Source organism: Mesorhizobium sp. B2-4-6, from assembly GCF_006442775.1.
In the GTDB taxonomy this organism is placed as follows: Bacteria; Pseudomonadota; Alphaproteobacteria; order Rhizobiales; family Rhizobiaceae; genus Mesorhizobium.
The window spans coordinates 95,031-117,686 of sequence record NZ_VFVI01000008.1; the positions used below are offsets into that span (position 1 = coordinate 95,031).

The window sequence follows — 22,656 nt, forward strand, 5'->3', positions numbered from 1 at the left end:
TACGCGATTCGAAAAAAACGGCCAGTGGAGGGAAGCTACAAAGAGAACAAAAAAGAAACGGCGCCGCTCGCGCGACGCCGTTTTATCAGCCTAAGACCTGTCGCCGGATCTTAGTCGTCAAGCAGGGTCGTGCCCTTGCCGCGCTTGGGAGCGGTCTTGTCGGTCGAGCCGGTGGTGGTCGGCGCGGTCGACTTGTTGCGATTCGCCATGAAGCGGTCAAACTCGTCCTGGTCCTTGGCGCGGCGCAGTTCGCGGGCGTAGTCGTCGAACTCGGTCAGCATCTCATCCAGCTTGCGGCGCTCCTCGGCGAGGCGCTCGAGTTCCTTCTCGCGCCAGTCGTCGAAGGCGACGTTGCCGGTGCGGGCCGAGCCGTGGCCCCAGCGGACCGCCTTGTCGGAGCCGCGGCGGCAGCCGGCGAAGATGCCGTCCGTGGCGCGGTTGACGTCGCGCTTGAAGCCATCGAGCCGGTCGCCCCAGATGATGTAGGCGAGCATGGCGAAGCCGAGCGGCCAGAACACCATGAAGCCGACGACCATCAGCGCGATGGTGGCCGGCGTCCAGGCCGGACGGATCAATGCAGTCGTATTCATTTCTCCCAATCCTTCCGTTGGAGACAGCCAAACCGGCTGCGTGGAATCGAAATGGGATGGCGAAATAGGCTATTCAAGGCAAGTCCGGCCAAAACCGGCGAAGCATCTGAAATGATTATCGCTTTTTGAGTTTCTCGAGGAAAAGCACTGCCATTCCGGCGACCAGCCCCCAAAATGCGGCGCCGACGCCGAAGAGCGTGAGCCCCGAAGCCGTCACGGCGAAGGTGACGGTGGCCGGCATGCGTTCGGCCTCATCCTTCAGCGCGATCGACAGCGCGTTGGCCAAGGGCGCCGTCAAGGCGAGCCCCGCGACCAGCACGATCAGGCTTTGCGGCAGAACGGCGAAGATCGCCACGAGCGAGGCGCCGAAGATCGCGAAGACCAGATAGGCGAGCGCATAGAACGGCCCGGTCTTCCAGCGCTCGGCCGGGTCGGGATGGACATCGGGGCCGGTGCAGATGGCGGCCGAGATCGCCGCAAGATTGGTGGTAGCGGCGCCAAAGGGCGCCGAGAGCAGCGAAAACAGACCGGTGACGCCGATCAGCGGACCGGGCTCCGGATGGTAGCCCGCTGCACGCAGCACGGCGAGACCGGAAAGGTTCTGGGAGGCCATGGTGACCAGATAGAGCGGCAGGGCAAGGCCGATGATCGCCGAGACGGTGAATTGCGGCGCAATGAACGTCAATGTCGACAGTTCCGGCGCCGGCAGGCTGCCGACCCGGCCGGTGAGGAAAGCGGCGAGGCCGCCGCCGACCAGCACCACCAGCACCGATAAAGCCGGGTTGAACAGGCGGATGACGAAGAAGGCGGCGATCAAGGGCAGGATCAGCCAGGGGTCGGCTGGAATGGCCTTCACCGCATTGACGGCGAAACTAACCAGGATGCCGGCCAGCATGCCGGACGCGACCGAGGCCGGGATCTTGGCGATCAGCCGGGTCAGCGGCCCGAACAGGCCGGTGGCGACCAAAAGGATGCCGGTGACGATGAAGGCGCCGACGGCCTGCGGCATGGTAAAACCGCTGGAGGCCGCGATCAGCGCCAGGCCGGGCGTCGACCAGGCGGTGATGACCGGCATTTTGGTGCGCCACGAGAGCCACAGACATTCCACGACCATGGCCAGGCAGATCGCCGTCACGCCGCTTGCGGTCTCGATCTGCGTGGCGCCGACCGCCTTGGCGGCGGCGATGACGAGGGCCAGCGTGCCGCCGAAGCCGACGATCGCCGCGACGAAGGCGGATATCGGGATGGAGATGCGCATTATCCCGCAGCTCGCTTGACCATGTCGCCTACGGCTCGCTTGAGCATATCGAGATCCTCGGGGCGGGACAGGCGATGGTCGCCGTCCGGGATCAGCGACAGCGTCACGTCGTCGGCGGGCAGCATCGCGGCCAGCTTCAGCGCATGGCCCGAAGGCACGTCCGGATCGGCCAGGCCCTGGAGGATGTGCACCGGGCAATGGGTGTCTATCGGCCCGGTCATCACCCGGTTGGCGCGGCCATCCTCGATCAGCGCGCGCGTGTAGATATAAGGCTCGTCCGAATAGTCGGACGGCTCGGCGAAGAAGCCTTTTTCCTTGAGATCGCGGCGCTGCGCGCCGGTCAACACCGGCTCGATCAGCTCGATGGTGAAATCAGGCGCCGGGGCGAGCAGAACCAGGCCGGCAACCCTTGTGTCGCCCGCCTTGCGCAGCTCCTGCGCCATGCGCAGCGCGATCCACGCCCCCATCGAGGAGCCGACCAAGATCTGCTTGCCCTGGCTGAACCGGCGAAAGACGGCAAGGCTCTCGGCCAGCCATCTGGAGATCGTGCCGTCGGCGAACGCGCCGCCCGACTCGCCATGGCCGGAATAGTCGTGGCGCAGACAGGCACGGCCTTCGCTCGTGGCCCAGGCGGCAAGCGTCTCCGCCTTCGTGCCCAGCATGTCGGACTTGTAGCCGCCGAGCCAGACCACGCCGGGCGCAGCGCCAGGCGCCTGCCTGACGGCGATGTCCGACCCGTCCACATCGATGAAAACCGGAGCGCTGGCGGCCATGAGCTTGTCCTCTCGGTCGGTCTTTTGGCACAGGCGGTGGTTCAACGAAAAGTGCTCGCCGCGTTTCTTTGCTTGGTGCAGACAATTGCCAGGCGGCAGGTGATTTTCCGGCGGGGCTATGCTATTGACTCACGCCCCGCGCTCACCACATAGGCGCGTCCACCTGTTTTTTGTCTAAAGAACCCAGAACGAAACGGCCGAGGAGACCACGACCATTCGCAGACCTTTCAAAGCAGCGGCGCCCACCAAGGACGGGCCGCGCTCCAACCGAGACATCCGGGTGCCCCGGGTCCAGCTTATCGATGCCGACGGCCAGAACCGAGGCGATGTTTCCATCAACGACGCATTGCTGCTGGCCGAAGAGGCCGGGCTCGATCTGGTCGAGATATCGCCCAACGCGGTGCCGCCCGTCGTCAAGATCCTCGATCTCGGCAAGCTGAAATACGCCAACCAGAAGAAGGCGGCCGAAGCGCGCAAGAACCAGAAGGTCATCGAGATCAAGGAGATCAAGATGCGCCCGAACATCGACAGCCATGACTACGAGACCAAGATGAAGGCCGTGCGGCGCTTCTTCGAGGAAGGCGACAAGGTCAAGCTGACGCTGCGCTTCCGCGGCCGCGAGATGGCCCATATGGAACTCGGCATGCAGCTTCTGAACAAGGTGCGCGAGGAAGTTGCGACGATCGCCAAGGTCGAGGCGGAGCCGAAGCTCGAAGGCCGCCAGATGATGATGGTGCTGGCGCCGCGCTGACCGGGAAAGGCGCGGCCGTCAAAGCGTCGCGTCCATCACGGTTTCGAGAGTTGCCGGGCTCTTCGCATCCCGCTCTAAAATCCGCCCGAATTGCCGGGCACGGCGTCCCGGCGATCGGCGGGGCGCCTGTTTTCAATCCGATCGCCAGCCACCTCGACGATCACTTCGCGATCGCGAGCAATCGACGATCGGCTTTTGCCGATCGCGAACCAATCGACGATCGGATGGATCATGGTCGATGAAGTGAAGGTCCCGGCCGACAACCAGAATGAAGGGTTGGGCGGCTATCAGCACATGCGCCGGATCGTGCTGGCGGTGCTGATCGTGGTGCTGTTCTGCGCATTGCTGTTCGGCCAATCGAGCTTTCCGCCCGAGACCTCGATGCACGAGTCGATCGAGATGTTCGGCGTGCTTCTGATCTTCCTCGGCATCGTCGGGCGGCTGTGGTCGACGCTCTATATCGGCGGGCGCAAATCGGCCGAAGTGGTCACCGGCGGTCCCTATTCGATCACCCGCAACCCGCTCTATCTGTTCTCGACGGTGGCCGCCGCCGGCGTCGGCGCGCAGATCGGCTCGTTCAGCGGCATGATCCTGTTCTCGCTGCTCTGCGCCGGCGCCTTCCATATCGTCATCCTGCGCGAGGAGCGGTATCTCAAGGAAGTGCTCGGCGCGCCCTACAAGGCCTATCTGGCCAAGGTGCCGCGCTTCTTCCCGAACCTTTCGCTCTACCAGGAAGGCGATACCGGCAGCTTCAAGCCCCGCCTGCTCTTGAACACGCTGCTCGATGGGCTGGTGTTCCTGGTGGCGCTGCCGGCCTTCGAGCTGATCGATGGCATGCAGCAGTCGGGGATGCTGCCGGTGTGGTTCACGCTGCCCTAGAACGGCGCGCAGCCAGGACAGCGCGTCGCATGGCTCTTGAGGTGTTGCGCACCGGCCCTGTTTGATCTATAGGACCGCGGTTCCAAGAAAACCGCCCGGCAGGGCATGCCGTGGCGGTTTCATTTGCTTTTCGGGCTTTGGTCGGCCCGAAGCGAGACAAGAAGCGCGATGGTGCGCCACCAATACGGAGTAGCAAAATGCCCAAGATGAAGACCAAATCGGCCGCCAAGAAGCGGTTCAAGATTACTGCCACCGGCAAGGTGCTGTCGGCTGCCGCCGGCAAGCGCCACGGCATGATCAAGCGTTCCAACAAGTTCATTCGCGATGCCCGCGGCACGATGGTTCTGGCTGAACCGGACGGCAAGAAGGTCATCAAGAATTTTCTGCCGAACGGCCTCTAATCCCTCGGCTTGGACAACGTTTTAAGGAGATCATGACATGGCACGCGTAAAGAGAGGCGTTACCGCCCACGCCAAGCACAAGAAGGTTTTGAAGGCCGCCAAGGGTTTCTACGGCCGCCGCAAGAACACCATCCGCATCGCCAAGCAGGCGGTGGAGAAGTCGCTGCAATACGCCTACCGCGACCGCAAGAACCGGAAGCGCTCGTTCCGCGCGCTGTGGATCCAGCGCATCAACGCCGCGACCCACGAGCATGGCCTGACCTATGGCCGTTTCATCGACGGCCTCAACAAGGCCGGCATCGAAATCGATCGCAAGGTCCTTTCGGACATGGCCATCCACGAGCCGCAGGCTTTCGCCGCGCTGGTCGCCAAGGCCAAGGTCGCGCTCGAATATCTGAAGAACACCACGCCGAATGCTTTTGAGAGCGCTGTCGCCTAAGCCAGCGCTTCCCAAGCATACGCAATTCTGATTTGGGGAACCCGCGCTGGCACGGCTGGCGCGGGTTTTTCTTATGCCTGAACTTTCACTTTAGACGTGACTTTCACGTTTAGCGTGACTTCCAACGCAGCGAGCTTTGATCGTGAACGACGCAAATACAGGCCTTGATACACTCGAAAATTCTCTGATGGCCGAAATCGCGGCGGCGGCGGATGAGGCCGCGATCGAGGCGGTGCGCGTCTCTGCGCTGGGCAAGAAGGGTTCCGTCTCCGAAATGCTGAAGACGCTGGGCGCAATGAGCGCCGAGGAGCGCCAGGTGAAGGGGCCGGCGATCAACGGCCTGAAGAACCGCGTCACCGAAGCGCTCACCCAGCGCAAGGCGGAACTGAAGGATGTGGCGATCGCGGCCCGGCTCGCGGCTGAGAAGGTCGACGTCACGCTCCCCGTTCGCCAATCGCCGGCCGAGCGCGGCCGCATTCATCCGATCAGCCAGGTGATCGACGAGATCGCGGCGATCTTCGGCGATCTCGGCTTCGCCATCGCCGAAGGCCCGGATATCGAGACCGACTATTACAATTTCACCGCACTGAATTTTCCCGAGGGACATCCGGCGCGCGAGATGCACGACACCTTCTTCTTCCAGCCGGACGAGAAGGGTGAGCGCAAGCTGTTGCGCACCCACACCTCGCCCGTGCAGATCCGCACCATGGAGAAGCAGAAGCCGCCGGTCCGCATCGTCATCCCCGGCAAGACCTACCGGCAGGATTCCGACGCCACCCACTCGCCGATGTTCCACCAGGTCGAGGGCCTGGTGGTCGACAAATCAGCCAACGTCGCCAACATGAAGTGGGTGCTGGAGGAGTTCTGCAAGGCCTTCTTCGAGGTGCCGTCGGTCAAGATGCGCTTCCGCCCGTCCTTCTTCCCGTTCACCGAGCCCAGCCTCGAGGTCGACATCCAGTGCGACCGTTCGCGCCCGGGCGAAGTGCGCTTCGGGGAAGGCTCCGACTGGATGGAGATCCTGGGCTGCGGCATGGTGCACCCGAACGTGCTGCGCGCCGGCGGGCTCGATCCCGACGAATATCAGGGCTTTGCCTGGGGCATGGGCATCGACCGCATCGCCATGCTGAAATACGGCATGCCGGACCTGCGCGCCTTCTTCGACGCCGACGTGCGCTGGCTGGCGCATTACGGCTTCAGGCCGCTCGACCTGCCGACGCTGTTCGGGGGGTTGTCGACATGACCGCACCCCACACCGGGGGTTGCCGCTGCGGCGCCGTGCGGTTCGAGGCTTCGGCCGAGCCGCACCACATCAGCTATTGCCATTGCGGCGATTGCCGGCGCGCCAGCGGCGCGCCGGTGTCGGCTTTTGTCGGCTTCGTGGCCGACCAGGTCGCGCTCGAGGGCAAATCGCTGAAAAGCTACCGCAACGGTCCGGTGGAGCGCTCGTTCTGCGGCATCTGCGGCTCGCCGATCGCCTATGTTGACCAACGGCTCGACAGCCAGATCTATTTCATGCTCGGCGCCATGGACATGCCGGCTTATTTCAAGCCGACGCTGCATGCCTATGTGCGTGAGCAGCTGCCCTTCCTGCACATGCCGGACGACCTGCCTAGACATCTGAAGACCAGCGTGCCCCGCCCCAACCAACAAGGGTCGGACGGGCAAGGACCAAACGGAACAGAACCATGAAATTCACCCTCTCCTGGCTCAAGGACCATCTCGAGACCGACGCCTCTCTGGCTGAAATCGTCGAGCGGCTGACCGCGATCGGCCTCGAAGTCGAGCATGTCGACGACAAGGCCGGCCTGAAGCCCTTCGTCATCGCCAAGGTGCTGACGGCGGTGCAGCATCCCGACGCCGACCGGCTGCGCGTGCTGACCGTCGACACCGGCGACGGCAAGCCGCCGGTGCAGGTGGTGTGCGGCGCGCCCAACGCCCGCGCAGGCCTGATCGGCGCCTTCGCGGCGCCCGGCACCTATGTTCCCGGCATCGACGTGACACTCTCGGTCGGCAAGATCCGCGGCGTCGAAAGCCACGGCATGATGTGCTCGGAGCGCGAGCTGGAAATCTCCGACGAGCATAACGGCATCATCGATTTGCCGCAGGACGCGCCGGTCGGCACCAGCTTCGCGGCCTACGCGCATCTCGACGATCCGGTGATCGAGATCAACCTGACGCCGAACCGGCCGGACGCCACCAGCGTCTACGGCATCGCGCGCGACCTCGCGGCGAGCGGGCTTGGCCGGCTCACCGGTGGCGGGATCATGCCGCATGCCGGCGATGGCCTGTGCCCGGTCAAGGTCACGATCGAGGCGCCTGAGCTCTGCCCCGGCTTCGCGCTGACGCTGGTGAAGGGCGTCAGGAACGGCCCGTCGCCGAAATGGCTGCAGCAGCGGCTGATCGCCATCGGGCTTCGCCCGATCAGCGCTCTGGTCGACATCACCAACTACGTCACCTTCGACCGCGGCCGGCCGCTGCATGTGTTCGATGCGAGCAAGGTCGCCGGCAACCTCGTGGTGCGCCGGGCGAAGGACGGCGAGAAGGTGCTGGCGCTCGACGGGCGCGAATACACGCTGACGCCGGAGATGTGCGTGATCGCCGATGACAATGGCGTGGAATCGATCGCCGGCATCATGGGCGGCGAGCATTCGGGCTGCGACGAGAACACCACCGACGTGCTGATCGAATCGGCGCTCTGGGATCCGATCACCACCGCGCGGACCGGCCGCGCGCTCGGCATCATCACCGATGCGCGCTACCGCTTCGAGCGCGGCGTCGATCCCGAATTCATGGTGCCGGGCGTGGAGCTCGCGACCAAGCTGGTGCTCGATTTCTGTGGCGGCACGCCATCTGAAATTGAGGTTGCCGGCTATGCCGGCCATAAGGCGAAGGTCGTCACCTTCCCGCTTTCGGAAGTGAAGCGGTTGACCGGCATCGAGGTGCCGAGGGAAGAAGCCCTCGACATCCTGACCCGCCTGGGCTTCGAGCCGCAGGGCTCGGGCGACGTCGTCAAGGTGAAGGTCCCCTCCTGGCGGCCCGATGTCGACGGCAAGGCCGATCTCGTCGAAGAGGTGATGCGCATCCACGGCGTCGACAACATCGCACCGCAGCCGCTGGCCTCGCATGACGCGGTCAACGGCAAGATCCTGACCACGCTGCAGGTGCGCACCCGCGCCGCCAAGCGCGCGCTGGCCGTGCGCGGCATGATGGAGGCCGTGACCTGGTCGTTCATCCCGGCAAAACACGCCGAGCTGTTCGGCGGCGGCCAGACAGCGCTCAAGCTCGCCAACCCGATCGCCGCAGACATGTCCGACATGCGGCCGTCGCTGCTGCCAGGGCTGATTGCGGCCGCGCAGCGCAATGCCGACAAGGGCATTGGCGATGTGGCGCTGTTCGAGGTCTCGGGCACCTATGAGGGTGATGGCGCCGACCAGCAGCGCCGCGTCGCCGCTGGTGTCAGGCGCGGCACCGCCAAGCTCGATGGCTCGGGCCGCAGTTGGGCCGGCAATGCCGGACCGGTCGGCGTGTTCGACGCCAAGGCGGACGCGATCGCGGCGCTCGAGGCCTGCGGCGCGCCGGTCGACCGGCTGCAGATCGAGCCGGGCGGTCCCGCCTGGTATCATCCCGGGCGCTCGGGCACGATCAAGCTCGGCCCCAAGACCGTGCTCGGCACCTTCGGCGAATTCCATCCGAAGACGCTGGACGGGCTGGACGTGTCCGGCCCGCTCTGCGGCTTCGAGGTTTTCGTCGACGCCGTGCCGGAGCCGAAGGCCAAGCCGACGCGCACCAAGCCGAAGCTGGAGCTTTCGCCCTTCCAGGCGGTGAAGCGCGATTTCGCCTTCGTCGTCGACCGGACGGTCGAGGCCGGCACGCTGGTCCGGGCAGCTTTAGCCGCCGACAAGAAGCTGGTCACCGGCGTTTCGGTGTTCGACGTGTTCGAAGGCGCCTCGCTGGGGGCGGCCAAGAAGTCGATCGCCATCGAAGTGTCGATCCAGCCGGTCGAAAAGACGCTGACCGACGAGGATTTCGAGGCACTGGCCAAGCGCATCGTCGACAACGTCAACAAGCAGACGGGCGGCGTGCTGAGGGCTTAACGCTTTCTGGGATTGCCCGAGCACGGCGAATCGCCCTCCAAAGGGCGATGCACCATCTCCGCTATTCCGGCCTGCCTTTTGAAGAACAGCGCGCGGCGTTCCTGAGGATCGTTGCGGCCGACCCGCTGCTCAGCGAGACGCTGGCGCGGGTGCGCCAACTCGCGCTGCCGGATTGGCTGGTGGTTTCCGGCGTGCTCTACAACAGCGTCTGGAACCATCTGACCGGCAAGCCGCCTGGCTACGGCATCAAGGATGTCGACCTGTTCTATTTCGACGACGCCGATTTGTCCTACGAGGCAGAGGATGCGGTGATCCGCCGGGCGGCGAAGCATTTCGAGGGACTGTCGCTGCCGGTCGAGGTGCGCAACCAGGCGCGGGTGCATCTGTGGTATCCGCAGAAATTCGGGCAGGAGTGTCCGCGTTATACGAGCGCGAGCGAGTCGGTGAGCTATTTTGCCTCGAAGACGCATGCGGTCGGGGTGCGGTTCGATGGCAATGGCGAGCTCGAATTGGTGGCGCCGTTCGGGCTCGACGACATTTTTTCGTTTCGGATTACGCCGAACAGGGTGCTGGACAATCAGCGGACGCATGAGATGAAAGGGAGAAGGGCGCAGGAGTTCTGGCCGGAGATCAGTGTGGTGCCGTGGTAGGGGCAGTCCCCCGACGCGCTCAATTGGACAAAGAGCCCTCTGTCGGCGGGACAGCGCCCCCTCTGGCCTGCCGGCCATCTCCCCCACAAGGGGGGAGATCAGCAGCTTCGGCGCTGTGCCTCTTCCTTCAACCTCGGTAATTGGCGAAAGCGGCGGTGACAGCCAATCTCCCCCAAAGTGGGGGAGATGTCCGGCAGGCTAGAGGGGGCGCCTCGCGCCAGCGTCCCAAGTAGAAGCGGCGCCGAAGCGCCCCTCCATTATCTCAACACGCCTCGCACTCACCCATTCACCAGCGCCAGCAGTTCCTCGGTGTAGCGCTTGCCGACCACCTTGTCGGGTGACAGCGCATCACCGATCGACGCAGCCTCGGCGGCGCTCAGCTCGATGCCGGCCGCCGCCGTGTTTTGCTCCAGATGGCGTATCTTCCTTGCGCCGGGGATCGGCACGATGAAATCGCCTTGGTGCAGCACCCAGGCAAGCGCCAGCTGCGCGGATGTCACACCCTTTTCAGCCGCCAGCTTTTCCAGCACCGCGATGACCGCATTGTTGGCTGCCATCGCTTCGGCCTGGAAGCGCGGCAGGGTGCGGCGCCAGTCGCCGGCGCCGAGCGCATCCGGCTTGCCGATCGTGCCGGTGAGCAGGCCGCGGCCGAGTGGGCTATAGGGGACAAAACCGATGCCGAGCTCGCGGCAGACGTCGAACACCTCGTCCTCGGGATCGCGGCTCCACAGCGAGTACTCGCTCTGCACGGCGGCGATAGGGTGCACGGCATGCGCCCGGCGCAGCGTGGCGCCGCTCACTTCCGACAGGCCGAGCGCCCGCACCTTGCCCTCGCGCACCAGCTCGGCCATGGCGCCGACCGTGTCCTCGATCGGCACGTTGGGATCGACGCGGTGCTGGTAATAGAGGTCGATCACGTCGGTGTTGAGCCGCTTGAGCGAGGCTTCCGCCACCGCCTTGACGTGCTCGGGGCGACTGTCGACGCCGATCATGCGGTCCATGCCCGAGCCGTGCTCGGAAATCTTGAAGCCGAATTTGGTGGCGATGGTGACCTTGTCGCGCACCGGCTGCAGCGCCTTGCCGAGCAGGATTTCGTTCTCGAAGGGACCATAGACTTCGGCGGTGTCGAAGAAGGTCACGCCGATCTCGACGGCGCGGCGCAGCGTGGCGATGGCTTCCGCCTCCGGCTGGCCGCCATAGCCGAAGCTCATGCCCATGCAGCCGAGGCCGACGGGGAAGACTTCGAGTTCGGTTCCGAGTTTGCGGGTTTTCATCACGCGTCTCCTTGTTGCGATGGGAAGGAGATAGCGCCTTGCTCCACGTTCGATAATCGGTTCTCTTTCGCACGGCTTGCTCTATAAAATAGAACAATGAACCGAACCAACCTCTCCCAGCTCGCGGTGCTCGCCACGGTTGCCCAATGCGCCAGCTTCCGCCGTGCGGCGCGCGAACTCGGCATCGCGCCGTCGGCGGTCAGTCATGCCGTGTCGAGCCTGGAAGCCCGGCTCGGCGTGCGGCTTCTGGCCCGCAGCACGCGCAGCGTCGCGCCGACCGAGGAAGGCGCACAGTTGCTCGAACGGCTGCGGCCGGCGTTGTCGGAGATCGATCTGGCGCTGGAGACGGCGGTCGAGGCGCGCGACCGGCCGGCCGGGAATCTGCGGCTCAGTGTGCCGCGCACCGCCGCGCATCTGGTGCTGACGCCGCGGCTCGGCGCGTTTGCCACCGCCTATCCCGACATCGTGCTGGAGATCGTCATCGAGGATCGCTTCACCGATGTGGTCGAAGGCGGCTTCGACGCCGGCGTGCGGCTCGGCGAAAGCCTGCAGCGCGACATGATCGCGGTGCGCATCGGGCCGAATATCCGCAGCGCGGTGATCGCCGCGCCGTCCTATTTCGCGGCCACGCCGAAGCCGCGCCATCCGCGCGAGCTGGCCGGTCACCGCTGCATCCGCTTCCGTTTCTCCAGCGGCATCCTCTACCGCTGGGAATTCGAGAAGGATGGCGAGGAAATCGAGATCGCGGTCGAAGGGCCGCTGATCCTGGACGAAGATCATCTGATCGCCCAGGCGGCGGTCGACGGCGCCGGGCTTGCCTTCGTCTTCGAACCCTATGTGCGAGCGCCGCTCGCCGACGGCAGGTTGATCCGCGTGCTGGAGGATTGGTGCCCGACCTTCGAGGGCTTTTTCGTCTACTATCCGAGCCGCAGGCAGATGCGGCCGGCGCTGAGGGCGTTCGTGGATTTCTTCAAGGTGAGCGGGTGAGCCGCCCCTCCCCAAAGTGGGAAGGACGGAAGAAAGCGCGGCTCAGCTTCGTTCGCCTCGCATGCACGCCCTCACCAACACCGCGACCCGCTATGGCTGGGCGACGATCGTCCTCCACTGGCTGATCGGCATCATTTTCATCGGCCAGTTCGTGCTCGGCTTCGTCATGGTGCGCACGACAAGCCAGCGGACGTCCTTCGAGCTGATCCAGTTGCACAAGTCCTTCGGCTTCCTGCTGCTCGGCCTGATCATCCTGCGCATCGCCTGGCGGCTCGGCAATGCGGTGCCGGCCTTGCCGGCCCCGGTCGGAACGCTGGAACGCAAGGCCGCGCCGCTGGCGCATTTCGCGCTCTATGCCTTCCAGATCGCGCTGCCGCTGTCCGGCTGGGCGCTGGTCTCGGTGTCGACGCTGGAGATCCCGACCATGCCGTTCGACCTGTTCGTCATGCCCAATCTGCCGCTGGCCGAATCCGACGCTTCGGAGAGCTTTTGGGCATCCGCCCATTGGTATCTCGCCTATGCCGGCATCGCGCTGGTGGCGCTGCATGTGGCGGCGGCGCTGCGCCATCATTTCCTGCTGCGCGACACGGTGCTGACGCGCATGATCACACCTTCGTCAGGTAGGGAATAGAACCGCTCCATCATTCGTTGGTGGGGCGAGAACGCAGAAAAACGTATCTGCGGAAGGAAGAAACCCATGAACGCGCGCATCCTCGGATTGGCGGCTTTTGCCGCTTGCCTTGCCGTGCCTGCCGTTGCCGCGGTGGCGCTCAGCGACGCCGCCGGCAGCTACACAATCAGCCCGTCGGGCTCCTCGGTCCGCTTCACCATCGGCAAGGCCGGCGGCGGCGGTTTCGACGGCGCCTTCGGCCGCTTCAAGGGCACGATCCGCATCGACAATGGCGATGTCGGCCGCTCCAAGGTCGACCTCACCATCTATCCCGAAAGCGTCGGCACCGGGCAGGGCCGCATCGACGCCTTCTTGCGCTCCGACGCGGTGTTCGACGCGGCCAACAATCCCGAAATCCAGTTTCGCTCGACCAGCGTCACCCGCACCGGCGACACGACGGCGCTTGTCACCGGCCGGCTGACGGCGCGCGGCAAGACGTTTCCGGAAAAATTCACCGCCGAACTCGGTGGATTGAAGGGCGGGACGATCAAGTTCCACGTCACCGGCAAGGTGCTGAGGTCGCGCTACGGCATGGATGTCGGCACGCCGCTCTATTCCAACATCGTCGACTTCGACATGACGCTGATGGGGAGAAGGGGGTAGTTCCAAGCCCCGCGTCCTCGCGTCCGTCATCCCGGGGCGAAGCAAGGAGCGAAGCGACCCGCGCAGACCCTAGCATCCATTCCGTGACGCTAAAGCGTTGCAATGGTTACAGAATTCTGCGCCGCTGCACTTTACGTCAAGGGTTACGGAATGGATCCTCGGGTCAAGCCCGAGGATGACGAAGGCGTTTTGTGGCCCGCGTCTGCGATTGGCTTTTCCGTCGATTTCGGGCAAACCTCGTTACCTGTAAACCGACATGGAGAAGCACAATGTTCCGATGGGGTGTTCTGTCGACGGCAAAGATCGGCCGCGAGCAGCTTTTGCCGGCAATCGTGGAGTCGGAGAACGGCGTCCTGTCGGCGATCGCCAGCCGCGACCTGTCGAAAGCCAAGGCTCTTGGCGAGCGTTTCGGCGCCCGCCACGCTTTCGGCTCCTATGAGGAACTGCTTGCCTCCAAGGACGTCGACGGCGTCTATATCCCGCTGCCGACCTCGCAGCATGTCGAATGGACGGCGAAGGCGATCGAGGCGGGCAAGCATGTGCTGGTCGAGAAACCTCTGGCGCTCGACGCCAAGGAGATCCCGCCGCTGATCAAGCTGCGCGACGAAAAGAAGGTGCTAGTCTGCGAGGCCTTCATGGTCGTCTACCACCCGCAATGGATCAAGGTGCGCGACCTCATCGCCGGCGGCGCGATCGGACGGCTGCGCCATGTGCAGGGTGCGTTCTCCTATTACAATGTCGACCCCAAGAACATGCGCAACCAGCTCGATCTCGGCGGCGGCGCGCTGCCCGACATCGGCGTCTATCCGACGGTGTCGACGCGCTTTTCGACCGGCAAGGAGCCGATCCGCGTGCAGGCGACGATCGAGCGCGACAAGACCTTCGGCACGGACATCTATTCCTCGATCCGAGCCGACTTCGGCGATTTCGAGCTGTCTTTCTATCTGTCGACGCAGATGGCGGCCCGCCAGGTAATGGTGTTCCACGGCGAGAAGGGCTTCATCGAGGTTTTTGGCCCGTTCAATGCCGGGCTCTACGAGCATCACCGCATCGAGCTGCACAACCAGAACCACACCGAGGCCCAGGTGTTCCGCTTCCCGGGCACGCAGCAGTACCGGCTGGAATGCGAGGCCTTCGTGCGTACCGCGCAGGGTGGCAAGGACCGCGTCTTCACGCTGGAGGAATCCGTGCTCAACCAGAAAGTCATCGACGCCATCTTCCGGGCCGGAGAAAAGGACGGCTGGGAGAACGTCTAGATCTTTTGTTAGACGCAATTCCGGACGGAAACCGCTTCGCACTTTTCCTGGAATTGCTTTGCCGGCCACGGAGGAAAAATGGCTGACGCGGACGTGATCATTGTCGGCGCGGGGCTGGCGGGCCTCGTCGCCGCGGCCGAGTTGGCCGACGCCGGCAAGAAGATCATCATCGTCGACCAGGAGCCGGAGCAGTCACTGGGCGGCCAGGCCTTCTGGTCGTTCGGCGGCTTGTTCCTGGTCGATTCGCCCGAGCAGCGGCGCATGCGCATCCGCGATTCCCACGACCTCGCGCTCGAGGATTGGATGGGCACGGCCGCCTTCGACCGTCGGGAGGATTTCTGGCCGCGCAAATGGGCTGAGGCCTATGTCGGCTTCGCCGCCGGGGAGAAGCGCTCGTGGTTGATCGAGCGCGGCCTGAAATTCTTCCCCGTCGTCGGCTGGGCCGAGCGCGGCGGCGGCAATGCGGCCGGCCACGGCAATTCGGTGCCGCGCTTCCACATCACCTGGGGCACCGGGCCCGGCGTGCTCGAACCTTTCGTGCTGCGCGTGCGCGAGGCGCAAAAGCGCGGGCTGGTGGAGTTCAGGTTCCGCCATCGGGTCAACGAGTTCGTCCGCTCCGGCGATACCGTCACCGGCGTGCGCGGCGAGGTGCTGGAGCCGAGCAGCGTCGAACGCGGCCACAAGAGCTCACGCAACGTGGCCGGCGAGTTCGAGCTTGGCGCGCAAGCGGTGATCGTGGCTTCCGGCGGCATCGGCGGCAACCACGAGCTGGTGCGCAGGAACTGGCCTGAGCGCCTCGGCGCGCCGCCAAAGCGCATGATCACCGGCGTGCCCGACCATGTCGACGGGCGCATGCTGGCGATCACCGAGGCTGCCGGCGGCTCGATCATCAACCGCGACCGCATGTGGCACTATGTCGAGGGCATCAAGAACTGGGCGCCGATCTGGACGGATCACGCGATCCGCATCCTTCCCGGTCCCTCCTCGATCTGGCTCGACGCGCGCGGCAAGCGCCTGCCGGTGCCGCTCTATCCGGGCTTCGACACTCTGGCCACGCTCAGCCACATCATGGGCACCGGCTTCGACTATTCCTGGTTCATCCTGACCAAAAAAATCATCCAGAAAGAGTTCGCGCTGTCGGGTTCCGAACAAAACCCCGACCTCACGGGGAAAAGCTGGCGGCAGGTGCTGGGGCGCGCAACAAGCGGCATTCCCGGCCCGGTGAAGGCGTTCATGGAAAAGGGCGAGGACTTCATCGTCGAGGCTGACCTTGCAAAGCTGGTGGCGCGCATGAACGCGCTGGCCGGCGGCGCGCCGCTGCTGGAGGTCGCCCAGGTCGAGCGCGAGATCCGCGCCCGCGACATGCAACTCGACAATCCATTCTCCAAGGATGCCCAGATCACCGCGCTGCGCGGCGCGCGCGCCTATCTGGGCGACAAGCTGATCCGCACCGTCAGGCCGCACAAGATGCTCGATCCGGCGAACGGCCCACTGATTGCCGTGCGCCTCAACATCCTGACCCGCAAGACGCTGGGCGGGCTGCAGACCGATCTCGACAGCCGCGTTCTTGATGCGGCCGGCGAGCCGGTGCCGGGTCTCTATGCGGTGGGCGAAGTGGCCGGCTTCGGCGGCGGCGGCGTGCACGGCTACGCGGCGCTGGAAGGCACCTTCCTCGGCGGCTGCATTTTTTCGGGGCGCAGCGCGGGGCGGGCGACGGCAGCCACGATTGCGTGAACGGAGGCGCGGGTGATCGCCGGTCCAGCGACGACGCTGTAGGCTTTTTCGCTCAATCGTTGTCAACCGAAGGCCCAACTCCAACCACAACGGGAACAGCATGCGCATCATCGTCTATGGCATCGGCGCGGTCGGCGGCGCCATCGCGGCCCAGCTGAGCTTTTCGGGGCATGCGGTCCTCGGCATCGCCCGCGGCAGGCAGCTCGACGCCATCCGCGCTTCGGGGCTGTCGCTTTCCACCCCGCAAGGCACCAGGACCGCGCGCTTTCCTGTCCATGCCGATCCGACGGAGATTTCCTTCAGGCCGGACGATGTCGTCTTCCTGACGATGAAGACCCCCGACACGCTCGGCGCGCTGCAGCGGCTCAACGCCGCCGGCGTAACGGCGCAACCCGTGTTCTGTTTCCAGAACGGCGTTGCCAACGAGCCGCTGGCGTTGCGTTTCTTCGCCAATGTCTATGGCGCAACAGTCATGCTGCCGGCCGATTACGACACGCCCGGCCAGGTCGCGGCCTACTTCGCGCCCAGGATCGGCGCCTTCGATATCGGCCGCTATCCTTCCGGAACCGACGGCACAGTCGAGAAACTGTGCAGGGTTCTGAGCGCCTCCGGTTTCGTCGTCGACCCCAGGGACAATGTGATGAGCAGCAAGTACCGCAAGCTGCTCGCCAACCTTCGCAACATCATCGAGGCGGCGCTGGCCGAGACCGAGCTGCAGCGGAAATGGTATGCCAAGGCGCGCGCCGAAGCCGAGGCGGTGCTCACCGCCGCCGGAATCGACTGGGACAAGACCGACGCCATGGCGCGCGAGGAATTGAGCATAACCGCCATCCCCGGCCGAACGCGTGTCGGCTCCTCGACGCTGCAAAGCATCGTGCGCGGGACCGGTTCGCTCGAAACGGACTTCCTCAATGGCGAGATCGTCCTTCTGGGGCGGCTCAACGGCATGGCGACGCCGGTCAACTCGGCCTTGTGCAAACTGTCGATCGAGCTGGCCAGCGGCCGGATGCGACCGCAATCGGCCGGCGACGACACGATCGTCTCCATGGTCGGCGGAACCGGCTGACCGCAGGAGACGAATCGAAAGATAGTAACCCACCCGGGAATCCTTTCGACCCCATGGAACGTCTTCCTCACGCAGATCCGCAAACAGGAGACGACCATGACCTACAATCTCATCCGCTACGGCGTGAAAGACGCCAGCATCGCCGAGAACCGGGCGCTGGTGGCAAAGGTGTTCGAGGCGCTGGATGAAACGCAGCCGCAATCGGTGCGCTATCTGGTGCTCGAACTGGAGAATGGCGAGTTCGTCCACCTCGTCGGCTACGACAAGGACAGTTCGGCGCTGACCGAGCTGGACACGTTCAAGGCCTTCGGCGCCGATCATGCCGGGCGGCGTTCGACGCCGCTGGCGAGGTCGCCGGCGAAGATCGTCGGCAACTATCGTATGCTGGCCGGGGCCGATGAAGCCGTGCCCGCCTGACCAGGGGACGGCATGTAATCGGCGAGGCGAGAAAGAGGACGATGAGCTCAGCAGGGTTCGGCCGCGCGGAACTTGAAGCCATGCTCGTCGGCCTGCGGCCGAAGCTGCATCGCTACGCCGCCCGCATGGCCGGCTCGGCGATCGAGGGCGAGGACATCGTGCAGGAGGCGGTGGTGAAGGCGCTTGCCGCGCATGATGGCGGCGCGCGCGTCGAACGCCCCGAGCAATGGCTGTTCCGCATCGTCCACAATGCGGCACAGGATCATCTGCGCCGCCGCCAGCGGGAGCGTTCGCGAATGAGCGAGGCCGACATGACCGCGATAGCGGACCTCTCCGCCAGCGCCGAGACGAGGCTCGCGACTGCCATGAGCCTGCGCAGCTTCATGCGGCTGACGCCGGCGCAGCGCAGCGCCGTGATCCTGGTCGACGTGCTCGGCCTCAGCCTGCACGAGACCTGCGAGGTGACGGGCGCGACGCTTGCCGCCGTCAAGGCGGCGCTGCATCGCGGCCGGGCGGAGTTGAAGGCGATGGCGGCGTTGCCGGACGACATGACCATGCCGAAGCTCGACCCGGAGGAGAAGCGGCGGCTGCGCCGCTATGTCGACCTGTTCAACGCGCGCGATTTCGACGGGGTGAGGATGATGATCGCCGAGGACATCCAGGTCGACGTCGTCAACCGCGCGCGCTTGCGCGGCAAGAAGGAAGCCTCGACCTATTTCGGCAATTACGACCGCATGAGCGACTGGGCGCTGTCGCTCGGCTTTGTCGAGGCCCGGCCGGCAATTCTGATCCGTAACCCGCGAGCCGGCGATACGGTGCGCGGCTTCGTGCTGATCGACTGGCGCGGCGATGAAGTCGTCCGCATCCGCGATTTCCGCCACGTGCCTTATTGCGCCGCCGAGGCTGATATTCTCCCGGTTCCCGGCGAGCGGGCATGACGGGCCTGTGGACGCTCTGTCCGCTCCGCTAACTCGTTCATGGCGCATCTTCCAATTAGGCATTTTCGAAAGAAGACCACCGCACGAGACCCTACTACAGCGCAATGTAGTCCTCGCATACAGTTCCGCCCTCGGGTCGATATCGGCGAGAGCGAGCCGACGAAGTGCCTCAACAATGGCTTATGGCTCAATCGCGATGGCGACCTACACCACGCTGCCGTGCTGTCTTTTCACCGTGAGTTCGGTCAGGAAGCCGGAACCTGCGTCGAGATCGCAGTGCCGGCTGGCGAAGCCGGTCTGACGTTGGAGCCGCTGCTTCTCGGAGTTGGCGGCGGCCGTCATGCGCAACGCCGCCACCAATGTGACCGAAGTCGTCATCCCCGATTCCGGCCACTGGTTGATGGAAGAGGCTACCCAGCCGACGATGAGCGCGGTGCAAGGGTTTTCTGTCTCGATCCCGAGATCAGGCAGGACCGTAGGTCAGCCTGATCACATCCTCGGCGATCCGATCATGAGCCATGAGGCGGAGCCGCGGCCGGGCTCCGGCGAAATATGGCTTGCCGTGACCAAGCACGACGGGGTGCAGGTAGATGCGATACTCGTCGATCAAGCCAAGCTCGGTCAGGCTTCGCGCCAGATCCGGACCAGCGACTTCGATTTCCCCGTCGCGCTCGGCCTTCAGCTTTCGGATCGCGCCCTCAAGATCGTCCTCGACAAGCCTGGCATTGGGACCGACAGACTTCTGCGAGCGCGAGACGACCCATTTCGGCTGGTTCCGCCATGCCGTCGCGAAGGCCCGTTGGTCCGCATCCCATTCGGGATGATCGTCGTCCCAGTAACGCATGATCTCATACATGCGGCGACCGTAGATGCTGCCGGCCTGTCCGCGCGCCTCCTCGATGAAATGGCGAAAGAGCGTGGGACTTGGCGCGAACTCCATGTGATCGACGTAGCCGTCCAGCGACTGGTTCATTCCGAACACGAGCTTGGCCATTGCCTGTTCCTCAAATGGCATTCACGCAATCTGATTGCGTTATGCAATCGGTTATAAGCTAAGTTGGCCGATTTTATTTCGCAATTGGTTTTTCGAAGCGCGTGAGCGCCTTCGACGGCGCGTCGATCGCCTGTTCATTCGCCGATATAGGCCGCCAACTCATCAGGCGTCCCCTTGGGAAAGGCCCGTTTCAGATAATCGAGGAATGCCTATACCCGAGCGCTTAGCAGGCGCCACGCGGCCGTGATCTGGTCGGATGTCCTGGGCCGCGAGCGCTTGGTCAAGGTCCGGGCTGCCAGTTGCACTCCTATCGCGACTTCGCGACCGAGATTTCTGCCTAACGGCCGGAGCGTAGTTTGGCGCGCCCGAAGAGATTCGAACTCCTGACCCCCAGATTCGTAGTCTGGTGCTCTATCCAGCTGAGCTACGGGCGCGCAACAGGCCGTGCATGACACAGGCCCCGCGATCCGGTCGAGACGGCCGGCCGCGATGTGGAGTGTTCCCTAACGACTGAATTCGCGAAAAGCAAGTCGATCCGGCAAAAGTTTTGTCGCAGGCGGTTTTGCCGGCTTTGATCGAGGCGCACCGCCCCCGACAGGCGGCTCAGCCGGAGGTGGCAACCTCAAGCCGGACGGCGCAGGCCGTTGCGCGCCTGGTCGAGCCGGACAGGCTGGTCGGGGATGGTGACGGCGAAGACGGTGCGGCCGCCGATCGATTCGACGAGCTCGACGGTGCCGCCATGGGCGCGAGTCAGCTCGTGCGCGATCGCCAGGCCGAGGCCGGTGCCGCCGCTGCGAGCCGAGCCGCGGAAGGCGGCGAACAGGTTCTCGCGCGCCTTGGGCGGCAGGCCGGGGCCGGTGTCGGTGACGGTGATGCGACTGACGCTGCCATGGCGCTCGGCCGCGACCGCCAGCCGGCGCACCACCGCGCTTTCGGTGTCGGCGGCCATCGCCTGAATGGAGTTGCGGCAGAGATTGGTGAGCACGCGGAAGAGATGGTCGGAATCGGCGTCGACCTCGAAGGCGAGCTCGACGCCGTTGATGAATTCGATGCCCTCTTCGATGTCGAGCAGGCCGTGCACGTCGTCGACCAGCTGGCGCAGCCTGAGCCGCCGGCGCGACGGCGCCGGTTCCTGCGTGCGGCCGTAGTGAAGCACGCCTTCGGAATAGGAGACGGCGCGGTCGAGCGCGCGCAGAAGCTTCGGCGCGAAGGCCTGCACGGTCGGGTCCTTCACCAGGCGCAGGCGGTCCGACATCAGTTGCGCCGATGCCAGGATGTTGCGCATGTCGTGGTTGATCTTGGAGACGGCCAGGCCGAGATCGGCGAGATGCTTCTGCTCCGACAGCATCTTCTGCAGCCGGTCCTGCATCTGCGACAGCTCGCGCTCGGCCACGCCGATCTCGTCGGCGCGGTCGGCGGGGCGGATGACGCGGCCGGGATCGTCGGGCGCCTCGGAGAAGGCCAGGATCGAGCGTGTCATGGTGCGGATCGGCCCGATCATGATCAGGTCGATCGCCGCATAGACCAGCATGGCGGTGAACAGCGAAATCAGCAGCGAGACGACGGCGACGTTGCGCGAATATCGAAGCATGGCGTCGCGCAGCCTGTAGTCCGGCATGATCAGCTCGAATTCCTTATCGCTGTCGCCGACGGGGCCGAAGACCCGCAGCATGCGCTTGCCGCCGAAGAACAGCGTGTCGAGCGCGCCGGTCATGCCGTTGACCAGGCCGACATCGGCGATGTCGATATGCTCGTCGACCTGGGGCGGCATGTCGGAAACGACGAGCAGCCGCGAGACGCCACCGTCGCGCACGGCGATCGCCTTGGCGCCGATCGCCATCAGCACGTCGTTCTGGGCGTTATGCGACAGCGCGTTGGGCTCGCCCTGCAAGAGCACGATCGACACGGCGGCGGCGGTGCTCAACCGCTCCTTCAGCCAATTGACCCGGTAGCTGGCGATCCAGGGCAGGAAGATCAGGATTTCAGCCAAAAGCACGAAGGCGATGGTGAGGAAGAGGAGCTTGGTCGACAGGCCGCGCGACAGCGGCACCCGGCGCGTCGAATTCGCCGCCGGCCTTGCCTTCTCGTTCGTGGGCAGAGTTTCACTCGTCATCGACGCGCATTCACAAAGGCTTGATCGGCCAAGTTTATGCGATTTGCGGCTTTTTTGCCAATTTCAACCTTGGTCCAGCAAAAATGCTCTCGGGGGCACCCCGGATTGACTTCCCAAAACCTTCTTCCTATAAGCCCGCTCACGCTCGGGCCATTCGTCCCGGCGCGGTTTCGATCGCGCCTAAGCCGGCCCGGCAAAGCTCCTGTTACAGAGTGACAGAATCAAGAAGGGCCGCACCCCGCGGTATTAAAACAAATGAAGCGTACCTACCAACCGTCCAAGCTCGTCCGTAAGCGCCGGCATGGTTTCCGTGCCCGCATGGCCACCAAGGGTGGCCGTGGCGTCGTTGCTGCCCGCCGCAATCGCGGCCGCAAGCGGCTCAGCGCCTGAACGAAAGACGAGATCGTTGCCCGCAACCGGCAAGCCAAAGGGGACCCCCGGGCGGCTTCTGAAACGCGCGGAATTCCTGGCTGTGCGCGGCGGCGAGAAACGCCGCGGGCGGCTTTTTCTCGTTGAAGTTCTCGACCGCGGCGATGACCTTGCGCCGCGCGTCGGCTACACCGTCACCAAGAAGGTCGGCAACGCCGTGGTGCGCAACCGCGTCCGGCGGCGGCTGAGGGAAGCCGTGCGCGTCCATGCCGCCGATGACATGGCGCCCGGCAATGATTATGTCATCGTCGGGCGTGAAGACGTGCTTGCCACCCCGTTCGGCCAGTTGAAGGCCGAGCTTTCCCGCCGGCTGCGCGGAACACGATAGGCCAAGGGCTTT

General features: G+C 64.7%; 26 protein-coding genes, 1 tRNA gene and 1 pseudogene. 18 read left to right on the plus strand and 10 right to left on the minus strand.

Annotated elements, in window-relative coordinates; genetic code table 11:
- Positions 1-110 precede the first annotated feature (110 nt).
- The 3 genes from FJ957_RS20145 to FJ957_RS20155 form a co-directional block, all read right to left on the minus strand.
- Positions 111-590 (minus strand): DUF2852 domain-containing protein, encoded by a 480-nt coding sequence (locus FJ957_RS20145; RefSeq protein WP_140834424.1) that lies wholly within the window; start codon positions 588-590, stop codon positions 111-113.
- Between the two features lie 115 nt (positions 591-705).
- Entirely contained in the window at positions 706-1,848 is a 1,143-nt protein-coding gene (locus FJ957_RS20150; RefSeq protein WP_140834426.1) for a benzoate/H(+) symporter BenE family transporter, read from the minus strand.
- Positions 1,848-2,621, minus strand: coding sequence for an alpha/beta hydrolase (locus tag FJ957_RS20155; RefSeq protein WP_140834428.1), 774 nt, complete (start codon positions 2,619-2,621; stop codon positions 1,848-1,850). The genes FJ957_RS20150 and FJ957_RS20155 overlap by 1 nt, the downstream gene beginning before the upstream one ends.
- Positions 2,622-2,835: 214 nt before the next feature.
- On the opposite strand from FJ957_RS20155, the gene infC reads away from it, so the two are divergent.
- Positions 2,836-3,372 (plus strand): translation initiation factor IF-3, encoded by a 537-nt coding sequence (infC, locus tag FJ957_RS20160; protein WP_095767981.1) that lies wholly within the window; start codon positions 2,836-2,838, stop codon positions 3,370-3,372.
- Between the two features lie 74 nt (positions 3,373-3,446).
- Here infC and FJ957_RS31860 read toward each other — a convergent pair whose 3' ends face one another.
- Positions 3,447-3,605 carry a hypothetical protein gene (locus tag FJ957_RS31860; protein ID WP_181180639.1) on the minus strand — a complete coding sequence of 53 codons (159 nt, stop codon included), beginning with the start codon at positions 3,603-3,605 and terminating at the stop codon, positions 3,447-3,449.
- Between FJ957_RS31860 and FJ957_RS20165 the strand changes: the two genes are divergently transcribed.
- The 7 genes from FJ957_RS20165 (at position 3,604) to FJ957_RS20195 (ending at position 9,835) form a co-directional block, all read left to right on the plus strand.
- A complete protein-coding gene (locus FJ957_RS20165) occupies positions 3,604-4,251 on the plus strand; it encodes an isoprenylcysteine carboxylmethyltransferase family protein (RefSeq protein WP_140834430.1) in 648 nt (215 codons plus the stop codon). The two genes, FJ957_RS31860 and FJ957_RS20165, sit on opposite strands and share 2 nt — an antisense overlap.
- A 197-nt stretch (positions 4,252-4,448) precedes the next feature.
- Entirely contained in the window at positions 4,449-4,652 is a 204-nt protein-coding gene (rpmI, locus tag FJ957_RS20170; RefSeq protein WP_027166935.1) for a 50S ribosomal protein L35, read from the plus strand.
- A 37-nt stretch (positions 4,653-4,689) separates the two neighbouring features.
- A complete protein-coding gene (rplT, locus tag FJ957_RS20175; RefSeq protein ID WP_042637600.1) occupies positions 4,690-5,091 on the plus strand; it encodes a 50S ribosomal protein L20 in 402 nt (133 codons plus the stop codon).
- A gap of 187 nt (positions 5,092-5,278) precedes the next feature.
- Positions 5,279-6,331: a phenylalanine--tRNA ligase subunit alpha gene (gene pheS / locus FJ957_RS20180; protein WP_246685899.1), complete on the plus strand. Its 1,053-nt coding sequence runs from the start codon at positions 5,279-5,281 to the stop codon at positions 6,329-6,331.
- Positions 6,328-6,780: a GFA family protein gene (locus FJ957_RS20185; RefSeq protein WP_140834435.1), complete on the plus strand. Its 453-nt coding sequence runs from the start codon at positions 6,328-6,330 to the stop codon at positions 6,778-6,780. The genes pheS and FJ957_RS20185 overlap by 4 nt, the downstream gene beginning before the upstream one ends.
- Positions 6,777-9,185: a phenylalanine--tRNA ligase subunit beta gene (gene pheT, locus FJ957_RS20190; protein WP_140834439.1), complete on the plus strand. Its 2,409-nt coding sequence runs from the start codon at positions 6,777-6,779 to the stop codon at positions 9,183-9,185. The genes FJ957_RS20185 and pheT overlap by 4 nt, the downstream gene beginning before the upstream one ends.
- Positions 9,186-9,232: 47 nt before the next feature.
- Positions 9,233-9,835 (plus strand): nucleotidyltransferase family protein, encoded by a 603-nt coding sequence (locus FJ957_RS20195; protein ID WP_140834440.1) that lies wholly within the window; start codon positions 9,233-9,235, stop codon positions 9,833-9,835.
- Between the two features lie 278 nt (positions 9,836-10,113).
- Here FJ957_RS20195 and FJ957_RS20205 read toward each other — a convergent pair whose 3' ends face one another.
- Positions 10,114-11,109 (minus strand): aldo/keto reductase, encoded by a 996-nt coding sequence (locus FJ957_RS20205; RefSeq protein WP_140834442.1) that lies wholly within the window; start codon positions 11,107-11,109, stop codon positions 10,114-10,116.
- A 96-nt stretch (positions 11,110-11,205) separates the two neighbouring features.
- On the opposite strand from FJ957_RS20205, the gene FJ957_RS20210 reads away from it, so the two are divergent.
- The 8 genes from FJ957_RS20210 (at position 11,206) to FJ957_RS20245 (ending at position 18,780) form a co-directional block, all read left to right on the plus strand.
- Positions 11,206-12,096 carry a LysR family transcriptional regulator gene (locus FJ957_RS20210; protein WP_140834444.1) on the plus strand — a complete coding sequence of 297 codons (891 nt, stop codon included), beginning with the start codon at positions 11,206-11,208 and terminating at the stop codon, positions 12,094-12,096.
- A gap of 61 nt (positions 12,097-12,157) precedes the next feature.
- Complete coding sequence (locus FJ957_RS20215) at positions 12,158-12,727, plus strand: cytochrome b (protein ID WP_140834446.1); 570 nt, start codon at positions 12,158-12,160, stop codon at positions 12,725-12,727.
- Positions 12,728-12,793: 66 nt separating this feature from the next.
- Positions 12,794-13,369, plus strand: a complete 576-nt coding sequence (locus tag FJ957_RS20220) for a YceI family protein (RefSeq protein ID WP_140834447.1) — start codon at positions 12,794-12,796, stop codon at positions 13,367-13,369.
- A 269-nt stretch (positions 13,370-13,638) separates the two neighbouring features.
- Positions 13,639-14,625 (plus strand): Gfo/Idh/MocA family oxidoreductase, encoded by a 987-nt coding sequence (locus tag FJ957_RS20225; RefSeq protein WP_140834449.1) that lies wholly within the window; start codon positions 13,639-13,641, stop codon positions 14,623-14,625.
- A 78-nt stretch (positions 14,626-14,703) separates the two neighbouring features.
- Entirely contained in the window at positions 14,704-16,359 is a 1,656-nt protein-coding gene (locus FJ957_RS20230; RefSeq protein WP_140834451.1) for an FAD-binding dehydrogenase, read from the plus strand.
- 100 nt (positions 16,360-16,459) lie between these two features.
- Positions 16,460-17,425, plus strand: coding sequence for a 2-dehydropantoate 2-reductase N-terminal domain-containing protein (locus tag FJ957_RS20235; protein ID WP_140834453.1), 966 nt, complete (start codon positions 16,460-16,462; stop codon positions 17,423-17,425).
- 96 nt (positions 17,426-17,521) lie between these two features.
- A complete protein-coding gene (locus tag FJ957_RS20240) occupies positions 17,522-17,842 on the plus strand; it encodes a hypothetical protein (protein ID WP_246674299.1) in 321 nt (106 codons plus the stop codon).
- A gap of 41 nt (positions 17,843-17,883) precedes the next feature.
- On the plus strand, positions 17,884-18,780 hold the full coding sequence (locus tag FJ957_RS20245; RefSeq protein WP_140834455.1) for an RNA polymerase sigma factor: 897 nt from the start codon (positions 17,884-17,886) through the stop codon (positions 18,778-18,780).
- Between the two features lie 204 nt (positions 18,781-18,984).
- Here FJ957_RS20245 and FJ957_RS31865 read toward each other — a convergent pair whose 3' ends face one another.
- The 5 genes and pseudogenes from FJ957_RS31865 to FJ957_RS20270 all read right to left on the minus strand — a co-directional run bounded on the left by FJ957_RS31865 (position 18,985) and on the right by FJ957_RS20270 (position 21,887).
- Positions 18,985-19,158 (minus strand): hypothetical protein, encoded by a 174-nt coding sequence (locus FJ957_RS31865; RefSeq protein WP_181180640.1) that lies wholly within the window; start codon positions 19,156-19,158, stop codon positions 18,985-18,987.
- A gap of 85 nt (positions 19,159-19,243) precedes the next feature.
- Positions 19,244-19,774: a dihydrofolate reductase family protein gene (locus tag FJ957_RS20255; protein ID WP_140834457.1), complete on the minus strand. Its 531-nt coding sequence runs from the start codon at positions 19,772-19,774 to the stop codon at positions 19,244-19,246.
- A gap of 134 nt (positions 19,775-19,908) precedes the next feature.
- Positions 19,909-20,013 (minus strand): annotated as a pseudogene (locus FJ957_RS32075) (LysR family transcriptional regulator); the annotation flags it as partial.
- 118 nt (positions 20,014-20,131) lie between these two features.
- Positions 20,132-20,208, minus strand: a tRNA-Arg gene (locus FJ957_RS20265).
- A 188-nt stretch (positions 20,209-20,396) separates the two neighbouring features.
- Entirely contained in the window at positions 20,397-21,887 is a 1,491-nt protein-coding gene (locus tag FJ957_RS20270; RefSeq protein ID WP_140834459.1) for a HAMP domain-containing sensor histidine kinase, read from the minus strand.
- 255 nt (positions 21,888-22,142) lie between these two features.
- Between FJ957_RS20270 and rpmH the strand changes: the two genes are divergently transcribed.
- Positions 22,143-22,277, plus strand: a complete 135-nt coding sequence (gene rpmH, locus FJ957_RS20275) for a 50S ribosomal protein L34 (RefSeq protein WP_008833937.1) — start codon at positions 22,143-22,145, stop codon at positions 22,275-22,277.
- 16 nt (positions 22,278-22,293) lie between these two features.
- Positions 22,294-22,644: a ribonuclease P protein component gene (rnpA, locus tag FJ957_RS20280; protein ID WP_140834461.1), complete on the plus strand. Its 351-nt coding sequence runs from the start codon at positions 22,294-22,296 to the stop codon at positions 22,642-22,644.
- The last annotated feature ends 12 nt before the right edge of the window (positions 22,645-22,656 follow it).